The organism is Curtobacterium sp. 1310 (assembly GCF_017834105.1).
Lineage (GTDB): Bacteria > Actinomycetota > Actinomycetes > Actinomycetales > Microbacteriaceae > Curtobacterium.
This window is the reverse complement of the sequence record NZ_JAFICY010000003.1, coordinates 389,122-406,455: the sequence shown is the minus strand read 5'-3', so window position 1 is coordinate 406,455 and position 17,334 is coordinate 389,122. Positions and strand designations below refer to the sequence as shown.

The following is a 17,334-nucleotide window of genomic DNA, read 5'->3' as shown; positions in this document are numbered from 1 at the left end:
GCTACGGATCGGCCTGTCAAGCACCCGTCCTCCCTCGGACCGCTGTCGGTGGCGACGGGCAGGATGGGACGGACCATGACGGACGTCCTCGAGCGCTTCTCCCCCGCGACCGCGGAGTGGTTCCGCGGCGCGTTCCCCGGCCCGACCGCGGCGCAGGCGGGCGCGTGGGACGCGATCTCCACCGGGCAGCACGCGCTCGTGGTCGCCCCGACCGGCTCCGGCAAGACGCTGGCGTCGTTCCTCTGGTCGATCGACCGGCTCATCAGCGCGAGCGACCGTCCGCCGGCGAAGCAGCGCACCCGCGTGCTGTACGTCTCCCCGCTCAAGGCCCTCGGTGTCGACGTCGAGCGGAACCTCCGCAGCCCGCTCGTCGGCATCACGCAGACCGCGCGTCGGCTCGGGACGGAACCGCCCGAGGTCACGGTGGGCGTCCGGAGCGGTGACACCCCGTCGTCCGACCGGCAGCGGCTCCTGCGGCAGCCGCCGGACATCCTCATCACGACGCCCGAGTCGCTCTACCTCATGCTCACGTCGCGGGCGCGCGAGACCCTGGTGAACGTCGACACCGTCATCGTGGACGAGGTCCACGCGGTCGCCTCGACCAAGCGCGGCGCACACCTGGCGGTCTCGCTCGAGCGCCTCGACGACCTGCTCGAGAAGCCCGTGCAGCGGATCGGCCTGTCCGCGACCGTGCGCCCCGCGGAGGAGGTCGCCCGGTTCCTCGGCGGCCGCGCGCCCGTGTCGATCATCGCCCCGCCGGCGCAGAAGACCTTCGACCTGCGCGTGGTCGTGCCGGTCGACGACATGACCGAGCTCGGGGCCCCGCCGGTCGGTGCCGACGCGACCGAGTCACCGACGAACGGCTCGATCTGGCCCCACGTCGAGGAACGCGTCGTCGACCTCATCGAGGAGCACCGCTCGACGATCGTGTTCGCCAACTCGCGCCGACTCGCGGAACGCCTGACGGCACGGCTCAACGAGATCCACGAGGAACGCGTGCTCGCGGCCGTCGACACGGCGGGTGTGGGCACGGCTGCGGTCGGCGCCCCGGAGGTCGTGGGCGCGGAGGCCGTGGGCGCGGTGGCCGGGTCGGCTCCCGTCACGCAGTCCCCCGGACGGGCGTCCGCGCACGCGCCCGTCGCACAGCCGAAGCGACCGCCGGCGCAGCTCGTCGGGCAGTCCGGACAGACCGAGGGCGGCGGCTCCGACCCGTCGGTCCCGGTGCTCGCCCGCGCCCACCACGGCTCCGTGTCGAAGGACCAGCGCGCGATCATCGAGGACGACCTGAAGTCCGGACGTCTGCGCTGCGTCGTCGCGACCAGCTCGCTCGAGCTCGGCATCGACATGGGCGAGGTCGACCTCGTGGTCCAGGTCGAGGCCCCGCCGTCGGTCGCCAGCGGCCTGCAGCGCGTCGGTCGCGCCGGACACCAGGTCGGCGAGATCTCCCGCGGCGTGCTGTTCCCCAAGCACCGCGCCGACCTCGTGAACAGCGCGGTCACCGTCGAGCGCATGGTCTCCGGGCAGATCGAGTCGATCTCGGTGCCCGCGAACCCGCTCGACGTCCTCGCGCAGCACACCGTGGCCGCCGGGTCGATCGACACCGTCGAGGTGGAGCACTGGTTCGAGCTCGTGCGGCGGAGCGCCCCGTTCAGCTCGCTGCCGCGGTCGGCGTTCGAGGCGACGCTCGACCTGGTGACCGGGCGGTACCCGAGCGACGAGTTCGCCGAACTCCGGCCGCGCCTGGTGTGGGACCGCGTGCACGGCACCCTGACCGGGCGTCCGGGCGCCCAGCGGCTCGCGGTGACGAGCGGTGGCACGATCCCGGACCGCGGCATGTTCGGCGTCTTCATGGTCGGCGAGAAGGCGTCGCGCGTCGGCGAGCTCGACGAGGAGATGGTCTACGAGTCCCGCGTCGGCGACGTCTTCGCCCTCGGCGCGACGAGCTGGCGCATCGAGGAGATCACGCACGACCGGGTCATCGTCAGCCCGGCGTTCGGGCAGCCCGGGCGGGTCCCGTTCTGGAAGGGCGACGGCATCGGTCGTCCCGCCGAGCTGGGACGGGCGACCGGTGCGTTCGTGCGCGAGGTCGACGCGGCCTCCGACGACGACGCGCGTGCCCGGGTCGCCTCCGGCGGGCTGGACGAGCGGGCCGTGACGAACCTGCTGACCTTCCTGCGCGACCAGCGTGCGGCGACCGGTCACGTGCCGAACGACACCACGCTCGTGGTCGAGCGGTTCCGCGACGAGCTCGGCGACTGGCGGCTCATCCTGCACTCGCCGTACGGCATGCAGGTGCACGCGCCGTGGGCCCTGGCGGTCGGCGCCCGGCTGCGCGAGCGGCACGGCATCGACGGCGACGCGATGGCGGCCGACGACGGCATCGTGGTGCGGATCCCGGAGACCGACGCGGAACCGCCCGGCGCCGACCTGTTCGTGTTCGAGCGCGACGACCTCGAGGCGCTCGTCACCGACGAGGTCGGCGGCTCGGCGCTCTTCGCCGCCCGCTTCCGCGAGTGCGCGGCCCGGGCCCTGCTCCTGCCGCGGCGGAACCCCGGGCAGCGGTCGCCGCTCTGGCAGCAGCGCCAGCGGGCGTCGCAGCTGCTCGAGGTCGCGCGGAAGTACCCGACGTTCCCGATCGTGCTCGAGACCGTGCGCGAGGTCCTGCAGGACGTCTACGACGTGCCGGCGCTGCTCGGCATCTCGGACCAGATCGCCGAGCGCCGCATCCGCCTGGTCGAGCGCGAGACCGAGCAGCCGTCGCCGTTCGCCCGGTCGATCCTGTTCGGGTACGTCGCGGCCTTCATGTACGAGGGCGACTCGCCGCTGGCCGAGCGCCGGGCGGCGGCACTGTCGCTCGACTCGACGCTGCTCGGAGAGCTGCTCGGACGGGCCGAGCTCCGCGAGCTCCTCGACCCGGCGGTCATCGCCTCCGTCGAGCGCGACCTGCAGCGGCTCTCCCCCGACCGTCGAGCGCGCGACACCGAGGGGCTCGTCGACGTGCTGCGGCTCGTCGGCGCCCTCGAGCTGGACGAGCTCGTCGCCCGCAGCTGGGTGGCCGACGCCGCTGACCCCGACGCCGCGCGTGCGACCGTCCGGTCGGCGCTGGAGACCCTCGAGCGCGACCGTCGTGTGCTGTCGTTCACGCAGGGCGGTGCGACGCGCTGGTCGGTGATCGAGGACGCCTCCCGCCTCCGCGACGCCCTCGGCGTCCCGCTGCCGATCGGCGTGCCGACCGCCTTCGTCGAACCCGTCGCGGACCCGCTCGGCGACCTGGTCGGCCGGTACGCCCGGTCGCACGGACCGTTCGCCGCGCAGGAGGCCGCGAGCCGGCTCGGCCTCGGCATCGCCGTCGTGCAGGACACCCTGCGCCGCCTGGTCGCCGACCGCCGCGTGGTCGAGGGCGAGTTCCGCCCGGACCGCCAGGGCGCCGAGTGGTGCGACGCCGAGGTGCTCCGCCGCATCCGGACGAAGTCCCTCGCCGCGCTCCGGCACGAGGTCGAGCCGGTGTCGCCGGACACCCTCGCCCGGTTCCTGCCGGCGTGGCAGCACGTCCAGGCGCCCGGCACCCGCGGCGGGCTGCGCGGGGTCGACGGGGTGCTGCAGGTCATCGACCAGCTGGCCGGCGTCGCCCTGCCCGCGAGCTCGTGGGAGACCCTCGTGCTGCCGTCCCGCGTGAGCGACTACTCCACGAGCATGCTCGACGAGCTGACCGCCACCGGCGAGGTCCTGTGGTCGGGCGGCGGCACGCTGCCCGGGAACGACGGCTGGGTGCGCCTGCACCTCGCCGAGACCGCGTCGACGACCCTGGCGGAGCCCGACGGCGGCGAGACCACCGAGCTGCAGCGCGACGTCCTCGGAGCGCTGGCCGGCGGTGGTGCCTACTTCTTCCGGCAGCTCGGCCAGGCGGTCGGCAGCACGGACGACCAGGCCCTGACGACCGCGCTGTGGGACCTGGTCTGGGCCGGACAGGTCACGAACGACACGTTCGCGCCGCTGCGGTCGATGCTCGGCGGCAAGGCGAGGTCGACGAGCGCGCCGCGGGCCCGGGCGTACCGCGGGCGGCGTCGGCCGACGCTGCCGTCGCAGTCCGGTCCGCCGTCCGTGGGTGGTCGGTGGTCGATCCTGCCGCTCGCCGAGTCCGACTCGACGCTGCGTGCGGCAGCGACCGCCGAGCAGCTGCTCGAGCGCTACGGCGTCGTGACCCGCGGTGCCGTGCAGGTCGAGGGCGTCCGTGGCGGGTTCGCCGGTGTCTACCGGGTGCTCAGCCGGTTCGAGGAGTCCGGCCGGGCACGCCGCGGGTACTTCGTCGAGGGGCTCGGGGCGGCACAGTTCGCGACGAGCCCGACCGTGGACCGGCTCCGGACCTACGCACGCGACCTCGACGACGACGAGCGCGCCGACCCGGACCGCGAACGCCAGGCACTCACGCTCGCGGCGACGGACCCGGCGAACCCGTACGGTGCGGCGCTGCCGTGGCCGTCGGACGACGCCCCCGCCGACCCGGACGCCGACCCCGCTGCTCCCGGTCCCGCGGCCGACGCCGCTCCGACGGGCGCCCGCGGTGCGGCCGTCCCCGCCAGCCGGTCGACGTCGACGAGCGGTCGCGGACACCGACCGGGGCGGAAGGCCGGGGCCCTCGTGACCACGGTCGACGGCCGCCTCGCGGTCTACGTCGAGCGCGGCGGGAAGTCCGTCCTGACCTTCACCGACGACCCGGCGGACCTCGCGGTCGCGGCGCGTTCGATCGCCGCCACCGTGCGGAGCGGGCTGCGGAAGCTCTCGGTGGAGCGGGTGGACGGCGACTTCGTGCTGGAGACGCCGCTCGGGTCGGCACTGCGCGAGGCGGGGTTCACGGCGACCCCGCAGGGACTGCGGCTGCGTGTCTGACGCGACCAGGGCCTCCCGGGCGTGCGCCGGTGCACGGGACGTGACACGGCCGACCGGACGAGCCGCAGCGGAGGTGTGCCGTGCCCGAGGGTGACACCGTCTTCCGCGCTGCCCGGCGCCTGCACACCGCGCTCGCGGGCAAGGTCCTGACCCGCTCGGACTTCCGCGTCCCCGCGTTCGCGACCCTCGACCTGGTCGGACGGACGGTCGACGAGGTCGTGCCCCGCGGCAAGCACCTGCTGCACCGCATCGGCGACGTGACCGTGCACTCGCACCTGAAGATGGAGGGCCGCTGGGACGTCTACGCGCCCGGGGAGCGGTGGCGACGGCCCGCGCACCAGGCCCGGGTCGTGCTCGACGCCGAGGACGTCTCCACCGTCGGGTTCACCCTCGGGGTGCTCGAGGTCGTCCCGCGCGACCAGGAGTCCGAGGTCGTCGGGCACCTTGGCCCCGACCTGCTCGGTCCCGACTGGGACGCCGACCGGGCGCTCGAGAACCTGACGGCGGACCCGGAGCGCCCGATCGGGCTCGCGCTGCTCGACCAGCGCGTGCTGGCCGGACTCGGCAACGTGTACCGGAACGAGCTGTGCTTCCTGCGGGGGGTGCTGCCGACGCGACCCGTCGGACAGGTGCCGGACCCGGCGCGGGCGATCGCGCTGTCCCACCGGCTCATCACGATGAACCGTGACCGCAGCAACCGCGTCACGACGGGCGTCGACCGGCCCGGGCGCCGCTTCTGGGTCTACGGCCGCGCCGGCAAGCCCTGCCTGCGGTGCGGCACCCCGGTGCGTCGGGGCGAGCTCGGCGACTCGGAGCTCACGCTGCGGGACACCTACTGGTGCCCGCGCTGTCAGACCTGAGCCGGGCCGACCGGAGCCCGGGACGGCCCGCCAGCGAGCAGCACGGGGCCGCGCGGCACCAGGCCTGGGGCGGGGTCAGCGGTCGGCGGCCTCGACGGCGCAGCTCTCGGCGCGCTTCGCGGCGTCGGAGTCCGCGCTGAACGCGCTCGGTGCCGGTGACGCCGAGCGTGACTCGTCCGAGGTGGCGTCCTTCGCGGTCTGGTTCACGGCGTAGATCGTGCCGTCCCAGTCGTCGGCCGTCGGGTCGGTCGCCGTCGCCCAGATGGTCAGTTCGTCGTCGTTGGCGTCCTTGCTGTCCGACGGCACGATCGACGCGGCCAGGTACCAGCCACCGTCGCCCTCCGCCACGTTCGCGAAGTCCGTCGTGTCGTGGGGACCGACCGCGGTGCCGATCGCGTCCACGGCGTTGCTCGCGGCGACGGCGCACTCGGTCGACTGCGACTTCTGCTCGTCCCCGGGGACCTTGCCGACCGGGTCGATGTTCTGGGCGCCGCCCGGGTCGCACGCCGTCAGGAGCAGGGCGAGGGTGGCAGCGCCGAGCAGCGCGGTGGCGGTCTTGGCTCGCGTGGTCATGTGGTGGACGGTAGGCCGCGGTCCCCGTGCAGGACCCCAGGGCGTCCGGGAAGCGAACGACGGGCGGTACGCGGTCGGTGGACCGTCGTGCCGCCCGTCGGGCTCGCGCGGGGGACGGGCCGCTACGCCCGACCCTGGGTCATGATCCACGCGAGCAGGTACGACCGCGTGTTCGCCGAGTCGATCACCGCGTCCGGCAGCCGTTCCGCGTCGCGCAGGGCTGCCGCCGCGTCGGCCTTCCCGCCGAGCGCCCGGTACATGAGCAGGTAGTCGCCGAACTGGACGTCGTAGCGACCGTCCGGCACGGCCTCGTCGAGCACGCGCCCGATCTGCTGCCGGCCGCCCGCGTCGACGTACTCCGCCGCCATCGCGGGCATCGGGATGAGCTCGATGCCCGCCGGCGCCGCGGCCGCCGCGCTGAACCACGTCGCGTGGTCGCGCTTGCCGCCCCAGGTCAGCGAGACGACCCGGTGCGTGAAGCCCGGGAACGCCGACAGGTCCGGGTCGAGCACGTCGCGCTGCGCCGAGGCGGCCTCGTTCGACAGCAGCCAGGTGCCGGTGGACTCGAGCGAGGCCGACCCGGACACGGCACCCCAGCGGGCCAGGCCGTTCCACGCGGACACCGCCTCGGACGACGACTCCTGGTTGTTGCCGTCGGCGAAGGGCGAGTAGCCGGACGCCCAGGAGTGCTGCGCGTACGGGTCGTAGACGCGGAGCGCGGGGAACGACTCCGTCGCGGTCGGCGAGGCGATGTCCGCGGCGACGAGGTCCGCGACGGTGCGCCACTTCCGCACGAGGGACGCGTCACCGTCGGCCACCATCGCAGCGGCGGACAGCACGTACCCGTAGTGGAAGTGGTGGTCGTTGAACTCGTCCGAGCCGAACGACGCCTCCTGGCCGACGAGCCCGTGGACCTCGGGGTCGTAGGCGAAGCACCGCGCGGTCCTCCCGCCGCAGCCCGCCGGGTCGAACCACTGGTCGAGCTCCGCGACGACGGACGTCTTCAGCGCCGCGGCCTGGTCGTCGAGCCCGAGCGCGACGGCGAGCCGGTACAGCGTGGCGACGCGGTACAGGTCCTTGCCGCCGCCGTACGAGTCGGCCGCGTACGACGAGGCGTCGACCCCGGCGGCGTCCTGCCGGACCTGTGCGGCCAGGGTGTCCCGCTGACCGTCGGACAGGCCGGACAGGTCGAGCCGGTCGGACGGCTCGACGGTGTCGGCGTCGAAGCGCAGCGCCGTCCCGGTGCAGACCGGCGCGGGACCCGTCAGCGTCGCGACCCGCAGGTCGGTGCACGTCAGCCCGCGGGTGCCCTGGCCGGGCTGCGGCACGAGCACCCCGGCACCGCCGTCGAAGTCGTACGACAGCGTGGTGCGCTGGGACCCACCGGACGCGCTGCGCTCCAGCGACGAGCCGGAGAGCGGCCGTGCGGCCGCGACGAGCCGGGAGACCTCGGACGACGACGCGCCGTCCGGCGTCGGCAGGAGCACGACCGACCCGCCGCTGCGCAGGCGCACGCCGGACGCGGCGACCGAGCCGTCGCGCACGACGACCTGCCAGGTGCGACCGCCGCCGGACATCGTCGCCGTGCCGTCGCCGGTCGGGTCGAGTGGCGAGGTGCCGGTCAGCGTCTGGTCGCGGTCGGCGGTGTAGGTCACGAGGGGCGACCCCTCGGCGACGACCGAGTGCCCGAGCACGGTGTCGCCGTCGCGGTGCTCGACGGTCACCGACACCGCGTCGTACGCCGACACGAGGGTGCTCGTCGCGCCGAGGTCGAAGCCGACCTGCGGTACGGCGCCGCCGGCGATGGTCTTCTCGGTCGCGGTCACGTCGGGCAGTCCGGCTGCGAAGCCGTGGTCGGTGACCTGCCACGAGATCGGCGTCGGGAACACCGGCTGGGGTGCGTCGCCGAACACCAGGCCGGAGAACCACCGGTTCGTCGGCGGGGTCAGTCCCTCGGCCAGGCGCATCGTGCCCACCGTCGACGACGCGACGTCGCCCAGGGCGGCGACCGCGCGTGCCTGGGCCGCCGCGTCGGTCGGGGTGGCCGACGGGGTCGGGTGGTCCGTGCCTCCCGTCCCGGTGCACGCAGCGAGCAGCAGGGCGACGGACGTCACCAGGGGGACGACCAGGAGCGTCGACCGGGAGGCCCGGCGTGCGCCCGCAGGGCGGCGGCCGGGGTGCAGGTGGTGCCGCACCGGCTACAGCCCGATCTGGCGCGAGAAGTCGCGGACGGCGTCGGTGACGCCCGCCAGCGTGCCGTCGTCGCGCAGGTGCAGGGTCGCGTCGACGGGCGTGCCCGGGCTCGTGATGCCCGACGACGGCGAGGCCGACAGCTCGGGGCTCTCGACGTCGACGGTGGTCTTCGCCCGGCCGTCGTCGTTCGTCTCCACGCTGACGCTCTTCACGGTGCCGGTGATGGTGCGGTCGTCCGGCAGGCGGAGCTCGACCTCGGCACCGTTCCGGATGCGCCCGTAGTCGCGTGCGGTGACGGTGAACTCCGAGGTGACGAAGAGGCTGTCCTCCTTGTGGATGGTGCCGAGCTCGGAACCGGCCTGCACGTACCCGCCGGTCTTCACGTCGATCTTCGCCACGGTGCCCGAGACCTCGGCCTTGAACGTGATGAAGCCGTCCTCGCCGATGTCGTACGCGCTCGTCTGCGTGTCCGCGCCGACGACGCCCTTCCGGATGTCCTGCGCCAGCTGCAGGCTCTGCACCTGCAGGAGCTTCTCGCCCTTGGTGACGGAGTCGCCCTCCTGGACGTACTCCTCGGTGACGGTCCCGCCGTAGTCGGTGCCGACGGCGTACTCCTGCGCGGCGATGGCCGCCGAGGTGCTCGCCACGGCGCTCTGACGCTGGTTGAACACGAGGGTGCACGCGGCGACGATCACCAGGACGACGACGAGGCCGCCGAACAGTCGGAGTCGGTTGGTCCAGGTCATGCGCGGGGTCCGTCCTGCAGCTGCATCGCGACGCCGGCGATCGCGGCGCGCTGGGGTTCGAGGGTGTCGGGGCGGACGACGGTCGTCCGCACGGGGCTGACCGGGGCCTGCACCAGCGGTGCGGCCGGTCGGACGGCCTCGCCGCGAGCGCGCTGCCGGTCGGCCACGCGGTTGCGGGCCTGCTCGCGGAACGCCGCGACGATGAACGCGGCGAAGACCAGCGTGTTCGTGATGTTCCACGCGGTGGCGAGCGTGAACTGCCCGTTGCCGGTGTCCCGCCAGACCGCGACCACGCTGGTCAGGGTGAGGAACACGAAGACGAGCACCTGCGGCACGATGAAGTTGAACGGTGAGGGTGTCCGTCCGCGGTCGGCACCGGTGACGTGCCAGGCCTGCTCCTTGCCGCACAGCACGTTCCAGAGCGCGCTCGCGTAGATCGGGAAGGACACCGCCGCGAGCAGGAGCGTCTCGTAGCGGAACGAGCCGAGCGCGTAGAAGGCCAGCACCACCTGCATGAGGTAGAACCCGAGGTAGAACAGCACCCACTCGCCCGCACCGATCGACAGGTTCATCGGGCGGAGGTCGAAGAAGATCTCGAGCGGCGGCACGAGGAGCAGGAGCCCGGGGACGATGCCCGTCAGGTAGAAGCTCGCCGTCACCAGGTACTGCAGACGCTGGTCCATCGTCAGGCGGTGCTTCGGGTTGAACGGGAAGTGCGTCAGCAGGATCTCGAACCCGCCGGTCGCCCAGCGCAGCTGCTGCTTCGTGAAGCCCTCGATCGTCTCGGGTGCGTCGCCGACGGCGAGGGTCATCGGGATGAAGACCGACTTCCACCCGCGCTCGTGCAGCATCAGGCTGGTCCAGACGTCCTCGGACTTCGAGTCGGTGTGCATGCCGCCGATGTCGTCGATCGCGCTGCGGCGGAAGATGACGTTCGTGCCGACGCAGAACGCCGCGTTGAAGCGGTTCCGGCCGGGCTGGATGAACTTGTAGAAGACGGTCTGCATGTACCCGGCGCCGCGGGACACCAGGTTGTGCAGGTTGCCGTAGGTCTGGGGCGTCTGCACGAACGCGATGGTGTCGTCCGCGAAGAACGGCACGGTCTCGAACAGGAACTCCGGCTCCGGGACGAAGTCGGCGTCGAACACGGCGTAGTAGTCGCCCTTGGCGAGGGTCAGGGCGTGGTTGATGTTGCCGGCCTTGGCACCGTGCGACGACAGCCGGCGGACGTACCGCGCGCCGAGCCGGGCGGCGAGCGCCTGGACCTCGTCGCTCCGGCCGTCGTCGAGCACCCACGTGCGGTGCTCGCCGCGCATCGCGACCGCTGCCCGCACGGTGGCGGCGATCTTGGACAGTTCCTCGCCGTAGACGGTGATGAAGACGTCGACCTCGACCTGACGGCCCCGCACGTGCATCGGCCAGCGGTGCGGCTGGTCGGTGAGCCCGTCGCGCTCGATCGTGTCCCGGTCGAACAGGGTGTCCTGCGTGTGGTGGAACGCGAAGTCCCGGGGGTCGGCACCGCCGGACAGGATCGTCCACATCGACAGCAGCGCCTGGCCGACCAGCACGCTCTCCGCCACGATCACCAGGCCGTACGGCAGGAAGTCGCCGCGGTTCGCGGGGTCGAGGAGGAACACCGCGTAGGCCATCACGCCGAGGGTCGCGACGAGCACGATGAGCACCATGACGGGGCTGTGCGCGCGGCTCTCGGAGCGGGGTCGCACGTGCCCGACCTGCTCGGCCTGCCGGCGTCGACGGGCGCGCTCGCGGTCACGCGGGGTGAGCGGCTGGGGGAGCGGCTGCGGCGGGAGCGCCTGCTGCTGGAGCAGTCGGGGCTGCTGGAGCAGTTCCGTCTGCTGCGGCTGAACGGGCTGGGCCGCGTCCGGGGACTGCGGCTGGGCGCTCCGGCGGTACTGCGGGGTGCTGGCGTCCGGGCGTGCGCGACGGACGTCCGTTGGTGCGGACATGAGGATCTCCTGTCGGGTCGGGAGAAGCTCGCGGCCCGCAGGCAGGGACGCCGACGGGTCGCGAGACGGGCGTCGGCGACTGTGGCGACATGGGCCCGGACCGTCGGGATGGGTCCGGCTCGGCGAGGGACCAGGGATCCTGCGCCGGGGAGGTCGCGACCGAGGGTGCGGTCGCGGTGTTCGGTGTCGAGAGCGGTCGTGCGGCGACGGCCCGTGCCGTCGGTCGAGTGCGACACTACGACCCGCTCGACGCGCTCGGGTGTCCGTCGTGTGAATCCCGCAGGACCCCGCTGCTTCTTGCGGTTTCCCGCATCACCGCGTTGCGGGATCGGGTGGGGCGCCACCACTCCCCTGCTCCCCCGCCCCGCCGCTCCCCCGCTCTCTCGCTCTCTCGCTCTTTCGCGAGACGCAACGAGGGCGGCTGCTCGCAGCGGTACAGCGCTGCGAGCAACCGCCGGGGTTGCGTCCTGCGGAGGGCGAGGGGGCGTCAGGCGGCGGAGCGCTCGGCGGCCGGACGACGGCGGAGCTCGGGTCGCAGGAGCGCGGGCGGCTGGTACTGCTGGTCGAGCCGCGTGACGTCGGTGCCCGGCGGGACGATCGCGTCGATGCGGTCGAGCACCTCGTCGGAGAGCGCGACGTCCGCCGCCGCCAGCAGGTCGTCGAGTTGTTCCACCGACCGCGGCCCGATCAGCGCGCTCGTCACGCCGGGGTGGGCGATCGCGAACGCGAGGGCGAGGTGGGTGGTGGGGATGCCGGTCTCCTCGGCGAGGGCGACGACCTGCTCCACGGCGTCGATCCGCCGGTCGTCCTGGTCGTGGCGGAACATGCCCGCCCGCGACAGGTCGTTCTGCTGTCCCCGACGGAAGCGCCCGGTCAGCATGCCGCCGGCGAGCGGACTCCAGACCAGCGCTCCCATGCCGTAGCGCTGGGCGACCGGCAGGACCTCGCGCTCGATGCCCCGGCTGAGGATCGAGTAGGTCGGCTGCTCGGACCGGAAGCGCTCGAGACCGCGACGCTCGGAGGTCCACTGCGCCTCGACCTGCATCGATGCGGGGAAGTCCGACGAGCCGATCGCACGCACCTTGCCGCTCCGGACGAGGTCGGTGAGTGCGGACAGGGTCTCCTCGAGGTCCACGGTGTCGTCGGGGCGGTGCGCCTGGTAGAGGTCGATGTGGTCGGTCTGCAGGCGTCGGAGCGAGTCCTCGACCGCCGCGGTGATCCAGCGGCGGGAGTTGCCGCGCCGGTTCGGGTCGTCCCCCATCGGACCGTTGAACTTCGTGGCGAGGACGACGTCGTCGCGCCGGCCCTTGATCGCCTTGCCGACGAGCACCTCGGACCCGCCCTGCGAGTAGCGGTCGGCGGTGTCGATGATGTTGATGCCGGCGTCGAGCGCGCGGTGCACGATGCGGATGGAGTCCTGCTCGTCGCCGTTGCCGATGCGACCGTCGGTGCCGAGCATCATGGCGCCGAGCGCGAAGGGGCTGACCTGGATGCCGGTGCGGCCGAGGGTGCGGTACTGCATGGTGGTGCCTCCTGTCGGTGGCGTCCCGAGGCCGGTCGTCGTAGGCTGGCTCGAAGCGGAACGCTCTTCCGCAACGATACGGAAAGCTGTTCCGTTTCCGCAAGCCCTCACCGCGACCCCGTTCGGAGGAACCGTGCGCGCCGATGCCCGCCGCAACCTCGACGCCCTCGTCGACGCTGCCCGTCAGGTGTTCGCCGACCAGGGCGTGGACGCTCCCGCCAGGGTGATCGCCGACCTCGCCGGCGTCGGTGTCGGCACGCTGTACCGCCACTTCCCGCAGCGCTCCGACCTGGTGGTCGCGGTGTTCCAGCAGGCCGTCGAGGAGTGCGCCGACGCCGCCGCGGACCTCGCCGAGCACCACGCGCCGGACGACGCCCTCGCGCTCTGGCTCCAGCGGTTCACCGGGTTCGTCGCGACGAAGCGCGGGCTCGCTGCGGCGCTCCAGTCCGGTGACCCGGCGTTCGAGGGACTGCACCCCTGGTTCATCGGTCGACTCGGCGGGGCGCTGACCGGACTGCTCGACGCGGCCTCGGCAGCGGGGACCATCCGCAACGACATCGACGCCACGCAGCTGCTCCGCGCGGTCGCCGACCTCTGCCACGGGGCGCCGACGACCGAGCAGAGCCAGCAGCTGGTCGGACTGCTCGTCGACGGGCTGCGCTGGCGGGCGACCGTCTGATCCGGCACCGCGGGCGGGGTCCGCAACCCGCTGGGCGGGGCGGAGAGCGTCCGCGGTCAGCCGGGCTGGTGCAGTCGCTCGTGCGCGGTCGCCCGCACGGCCTCGGTCACCCGTTCGAGCAGCGGTGACGCCAGGTTCCACCGCTGCCACCACAGCGCCACGTCCGCCCGACGCCCCGGCGTGAGCTCGACGAGTGCTCCGCTGCGCAGGCCGTCGAGGCACTGGGCCTCCGGCAGCATCCCCCACCCGAAGCCGAGCGACACCGCGCGCGCGAAGTCTGCCGACGTCGGGACGAAGTGCCGCGGCCCGCGAGGGGCGTGCCCGAGGACCCGGCGGAGGTACCCCTGCTGCAGGTCGTCGTCGCGGTCGTAGTCGACGAGCGGGACCGCGTCGAGCCGTGCGGTCATCTGCCGCTCGGACACCGCACCGGCGAGGTACCGGTCGACGAAGGCAGGCGCGGCGACGGCCCGGTAGCGGTCGACCCCGAGTGCCACCGACGAGCAGCCCTGCACCGGGTCGGCCTCTGCGGTGACCGCGGCCATCACGGTGCCCGCACGGAGGAGCTCGGCGGTGCGGTCCTGGTCCTCGCGGTGCAGGTCGAACACGACCTCGGTGTCGGCTCGGGCGAGCGCGAGGGCGTCGAGGAACCACGTGCCGAGCGTGTCCGCGTTCACGGCGAGCGGGATCGACGGCACGACGGGCGCGTCCGCATCCCCGACCGCGCCGAGCGCCCGGGCGGTCTCGTCCTCGAGGAGCCGGGCCTGCCGTGCGTGCCGGAGCACGACCGCACCGTCGGCGGTGGGCGCGACCGGCGTCGTCCGCTGGAGCAGCACCCGGCCGAGCTGCTGCTCCATCGCCTTGATGCGCTGCGACACCGCGGACGGGGTGATCGCGAGGGCGCGGGCCGCAGCGTCGAGCGTGCCGTGGTCGACGGCGGCGAGGAGCGTCTCGAGGTGGTCCCGCTGCAGACGGAGCATGCAGCAGAGCTTACGGACCTTCAGGAACGTGAGCTGGACTGCACCGGGGGTCGCTCCTACCGTCGAGACCGTGACCGTCCTCCTCCCCCTGTTCGCCGGTCTCGGCACCGGCCTCGCCCTGATCGTCGCGATCGGGGTGCAGAACGCGTACCTGCTCCGGCTCGCGGTCAGCGCCCCGGCGCGGGTCGTCGCCGCCGCGGTCGCCGTCTGTGCGGTGTCCGACGCGGTGCTCATCGTCGCCGGGGTGCTCGGCGTCGGGGTCGTCGTCGAGCGGTTCCCCGTCGCGCTCGTGGTGGTGCGGTTCGTGGGCGCGGCGTTCCTCGTGGTGTACGGGGTGCTCGCGGCCCGCCGGGCGTTCCGTCCCACCGGGGAGGCCATGGCCGTCGAGCAGGAGGCGGCGGACGACGGCGTGGTGGCGCCGACGACGGTCGCGCCCACGGCGGTCGCGGCGCCTGCGACGGCCTCGTCCGAGACGGCCGCGCAGGCGGCTGGTGACCCCGGACCGGCCGCGGGCCGAGCCGCGCGGCGGGCCGACGACACCGTCGTTCCCGACGGCGGGGGCGGGGCTGCGGGACGGAGTGCGGAGGAGCCTCCCGGCCGGACCACGACACCCGCGGTCGCGACACGGACCGCCTCCGCAGCACGCGCCGTCCCGACCCTCGGTGCGGCGGTCGCGACGATGCTCGTGTTCACGTGGGCGAACCCGCACGTGTACCTCGACACCCTCGTGTTCCTCGGTTCGGTGGCGAACCAGCAGGGTGTCGACGACCGCTGGTGGTGGACCGTCGGCGCGGTCGCCGCGAGCTGCCTCTGGTTCGGCGCACTCGGGTTCGGGGGACGACTGCTCCGACCGCTGTTCGCGAAGCCGCTCACGTGGCGGGTCTTCGACGGGCTCGTCGCCGTCGTGATGCTGTCGTTCGGCGTCGCGCTCGCCGTCGGGGCGTAGCCGCCGCGGCGCGGGGCGTGCGGCACCCGGCACGGCGGGCGGCGGCGCGGGCGGCGGACGGCGGCGCGGGCGGCGGACGGCGGCGCGGGCGGCGGGCGGTGGCGCGGGCGGCGGGCGGTGGCGCGGGCGGCGGGCGGTGGCGCGGGCTGCTCCGGCACAACCAGAAGCACCTCGCGCCACGGCGATCCGTGGCGCGAGGTGCTTCCCGTTGTGCATGCGGCGAGGCCGCCGCCGCTACTGCAGGCCCTTGCCCACCCGGCTGTTGCGTCGGCTGTAGCCGAAGTAGATCGCGAACCCGATCGCCAGCCAGGCGATGAAGCGCAGCCAGGTCTCGACCTCGAGGTTGAGCATGAGCCAGAAGCACAGCACCGCGGAGAGGATCGGCAGGACCGGCACCCACGGCACCCGGAAGGCTCGCGGTGCGTCCGGGCGGGTCTTGCGCAGCACCACGATGCCGATCGACACGAGCACGAACGCCGAGAGCGTGCCGATGTTGATCATGCCCTCGAGGCGCTCGACGGCGGTGAACCCGGCGATGAACGCGACGACGACACCGGCGACGACCTGCACCCGCACCGGGGTCTGCGTCTTCGGGTTCGTCTTCGAGAACCAGCGGGGCAGCAGACCGTCGCGGCTCATCGAGAAGACGATGCGGGACAGGCCGAGCAGCAGGACCATCACCACGGTGGTCAGGCCGATGAGCGAGCCGATCGCGATGATGCCCGCGGCCCACGGCAGTCCGACGATGTCGAAGGCGGAGGCGAGGGACGGCGCTTCCTCGTCGGCGAGCCGCTGGTAGGAGACCATGCCCGTGATGACGATGCTGACGCCGATGTAGAGCAGCGTGACGATGCCGAGGCCGATGAAGATGCCTCGGGGCAGGGTCTTCTGCGGGTTCTCGGTCTCCTCGGCGCTCGTCGCCACGACGTCGAAACCGATGAAGGCGAAGAACACGAGCGAGGCCGCGGCGAGCAGGCCGAACACGCCGTACTGCGCCGGGGCCTGACCGGTCACGAAGGACACGAGCGACTGCGTCAGCACACCGCCCTCGGCGCCCTTGGACGCCTCGGCCGGCGGGACGAACGGGGTGAAGTTCGCGGCCTTGACGAAGAACGCCCCGGCGACGATGACGAAGACGACGATCGCGACCTTGATGATCGTGATGACGGCGGAGACGCGGGACGACAGGCGGGTGCCGAACGCGAGCAGCAGCGTGAAGACGCCGACGATGAGGACCGGGCCCCACGTGAAGCCGATCGGGCCGAGCTGGATCGTGTCGGGGAGGTCGATGCCGAAGACCCCGAACGCGGTGCTCAGGTAGATGCCCCAGTACTTCGCGATGACGGCGCTCGCGGTCAGGGTCTCGAGGATGAGGTCCCACCCGACGATCCACGCGAGCAGCTCGCCCATCGTGGCGTACGTGAACGTGTACGCGGAGCCGGCGACCGGGATGGTCGAGGCGAACTCGGCGTAGCACATGATCGCCAGGCCGCACGTGACGGCTGCGAGCAGGAACGAGATGATGACGCTCGGGCCGGCGAAGTTCGCGGCGGCGTTCGCGCCGACCGAGAAGATGCCGGCGCCGACGGCGACCGCGATGCCCATCGCGGCGATGTCGAACGTCTTGAGGGACCGCTTGAGCGAGCGACCCTCCTCCTCGGAGTCGGCGAGGGAGGCCTCGATCGACTTGATGCGGAGCGGTGATGCCATGGAGGTTCCCGTCGAACGGCTGGCGATGGACCCCGTGAGGGTACTGGTGTACCACCCCGGCTCGCAAACGGTGTCGCCCCGGGACACGGGGCCAGCAGCACCAGCCGTCCGGACGGTGCGCGGCGCTGGCGTCCGGGCGAGGGCGGCGCTGGCGTCCGGGCGAGACGGCGTGGGGTGCGAGACGACGGCGTCCCGGCGAGACGCCGTCGACGCGTCGAGACACCGCCGGATCCGGGACCGTCTCGAGGCACTCAGGGCGTCTGGTGCAGACGCC

The 17,334-nt window shown here is 73.3% G+C and carries 11 protein-coding genes; 4 read left to right on the top strand and 7 right to left on the bottom strand.

The annotated features are described in order from the left end of the window. The first annotated feature begins 75 nt into the window (after window positions 1-75). Both JOD95_RS10270 and JOD95_RS10265 read left to right on the top strand, forming a co-directional pair. Window positions 76-4,887 carry a DEAD/DEAH box helicase gene (locus JOD95_RS10270; protein WP_209684887.1) on the top strand — a complete coding sequence of 1,604 codons (4,812 nt, stop codon included), beginning with the start codon at window positions 76-78 and terminating at the stop codon, window positions 4,885-4,887. Window positions 4,888-4,967: 80 nt separating this feature from the next. After that, entirely contained in the window at window positions 4,968-5,747 is a 780-nt protein-coding gene (locus JOD95_RS10265) for an Fpg/Nei family DNA glycosylase (RefSeq protein ID WP_209684886.1), read from the top strand. A 75-nt stretch (window positions 5,748-5,822) separates the two neighbouring features. Here JOD95_RS10265 and JOD95_RS10260 read toward each other — a convergent pair whose 3' ends face one another. From JOD95_RS10260 to JOD95_RS10240, 5 genes are all read right to left on the bottom strand, one after another. Further along, on the bottom strand, window positions 5,823-6,320 hold the full coding sequence (locus JOD95_RS10260; RefSeq protein WP_209684885.1) for a hypothetical protein: 498 nt from the start codon (window positions 6,318-6,320) through the stop codon (window positions 5,823-5,825). 122 nt (window positions 6,321-6,442) lie between these two features. Further along, a complete protein-coding gene (locus JOD95_RS10255) occupies window positions 6,443-8,434 on the bottom strand; it encodes a glycosyl hydrolase (RefSeq protein WP_209684884.1) in 1,992 nt (663 codons plus the stop codon). Window positions 8,435-8,518: 84 nt separating this feature from the next. After that, complete coding sequence (locus JOD95_RS10250) at window positions 8,519-9,259, bottom strand: HlyD family efflux transporter periplasmic adaptor subunit (protein WP_066657136.1); 741 nt, start codon at window positions 9,257-9,259, stop codon at window positions 8,519-8,521. Next, the gene (locus tag JOD95_RS10245; RefSeq protein ID WP_245172048.1) at window positions 9,256-11,226 is read right to left on the bottom strand and encodes a glycosyltransferase family 2 protein; all 1,971 of its coding nucleotides are present in this window, start codon (window positions 11,224-11,226) and stop codon (window positions 9,256-9,258) included. The genes JOD95_RS10250 and JOD95_RS10245 overlap by 4 nt, the downstream gene beginning before the upstream one ends. 487 nt (window positions 11,227-11,713) lie before the next feature. Then, window positions 11,714-12,748: an aldo/keto reductase gene (locus JOD95_RS10240; RefSeq protein WP_209684883.1), complete on the bottom strand. Its 1,035-nt coding sequence runs from the start codon at window positions 12,746-12,748 to the stop codon at window positions 11,714-11,716. Window positions 12,749-12,881: 133 nt separating this feature from the next. Between JOD95_RS10240 and JOD95_RS10235 the strand changes: the two genes are divergently transcribed. Then, a complete protein-coding gene (locus tag JOD95_RS10235; protein WP_209684882.1) occupies window positions 12,882-13,427 on the top strand; it encodes a TetR/AcrR family transcriptional regulator in 546 nt (181 codons plus the stop codon). Between the two features lie 56 nt (window positions 13,428-13,483). Here JOD95_RS10235 and JOD95_RS10230 read toward each other — a convergent pair whose 3' ends face one another. Further along, on the bottom strand, window positions 13,484-14,404 hold the full coding sequence (locus tag JOD95_RS10230; protein WP_209684881.1) for a LysR family transcriptional regulator ArgP: 921 nt from the start codon (window positions 14,402-14,404) through the stop codon (window positions 13,484-13,486). 70 nt (window positions 14,405-14,474) lie between these two features. Here JOD95_RS10230 and JOD95_RS10225 point away from each other — a divergent pair, with 70 nt between their 5' ends. Beyond that, a complete protein-coding gene (locus JOD95_RS10225; protein ID WP_307810418.1) occupies window positions 14,475-15,350 on the top strand; it encodes a LysE family transporter in 876 nt (291 codons plus the stop codon). Between the two features lie 234 nt (window positions 15,351-15,584). On the opposite strand, the gene JOD95_RS10220 is transcribed toward JOD95_RS10225, so the two are convergent. Then, on the bottom strand, window positions 15,585-17,060 hold the full coding sequence (locus JOD95_RS10220; protein WP_066657154.1) for an APC family permease: 1,476 nt from the start codon (window positions 17,058-17,060) through the stop codon (window positions 15,585-15,587). Window positions 17,061-17,334 lie beyond the last annotated feature (274 nt).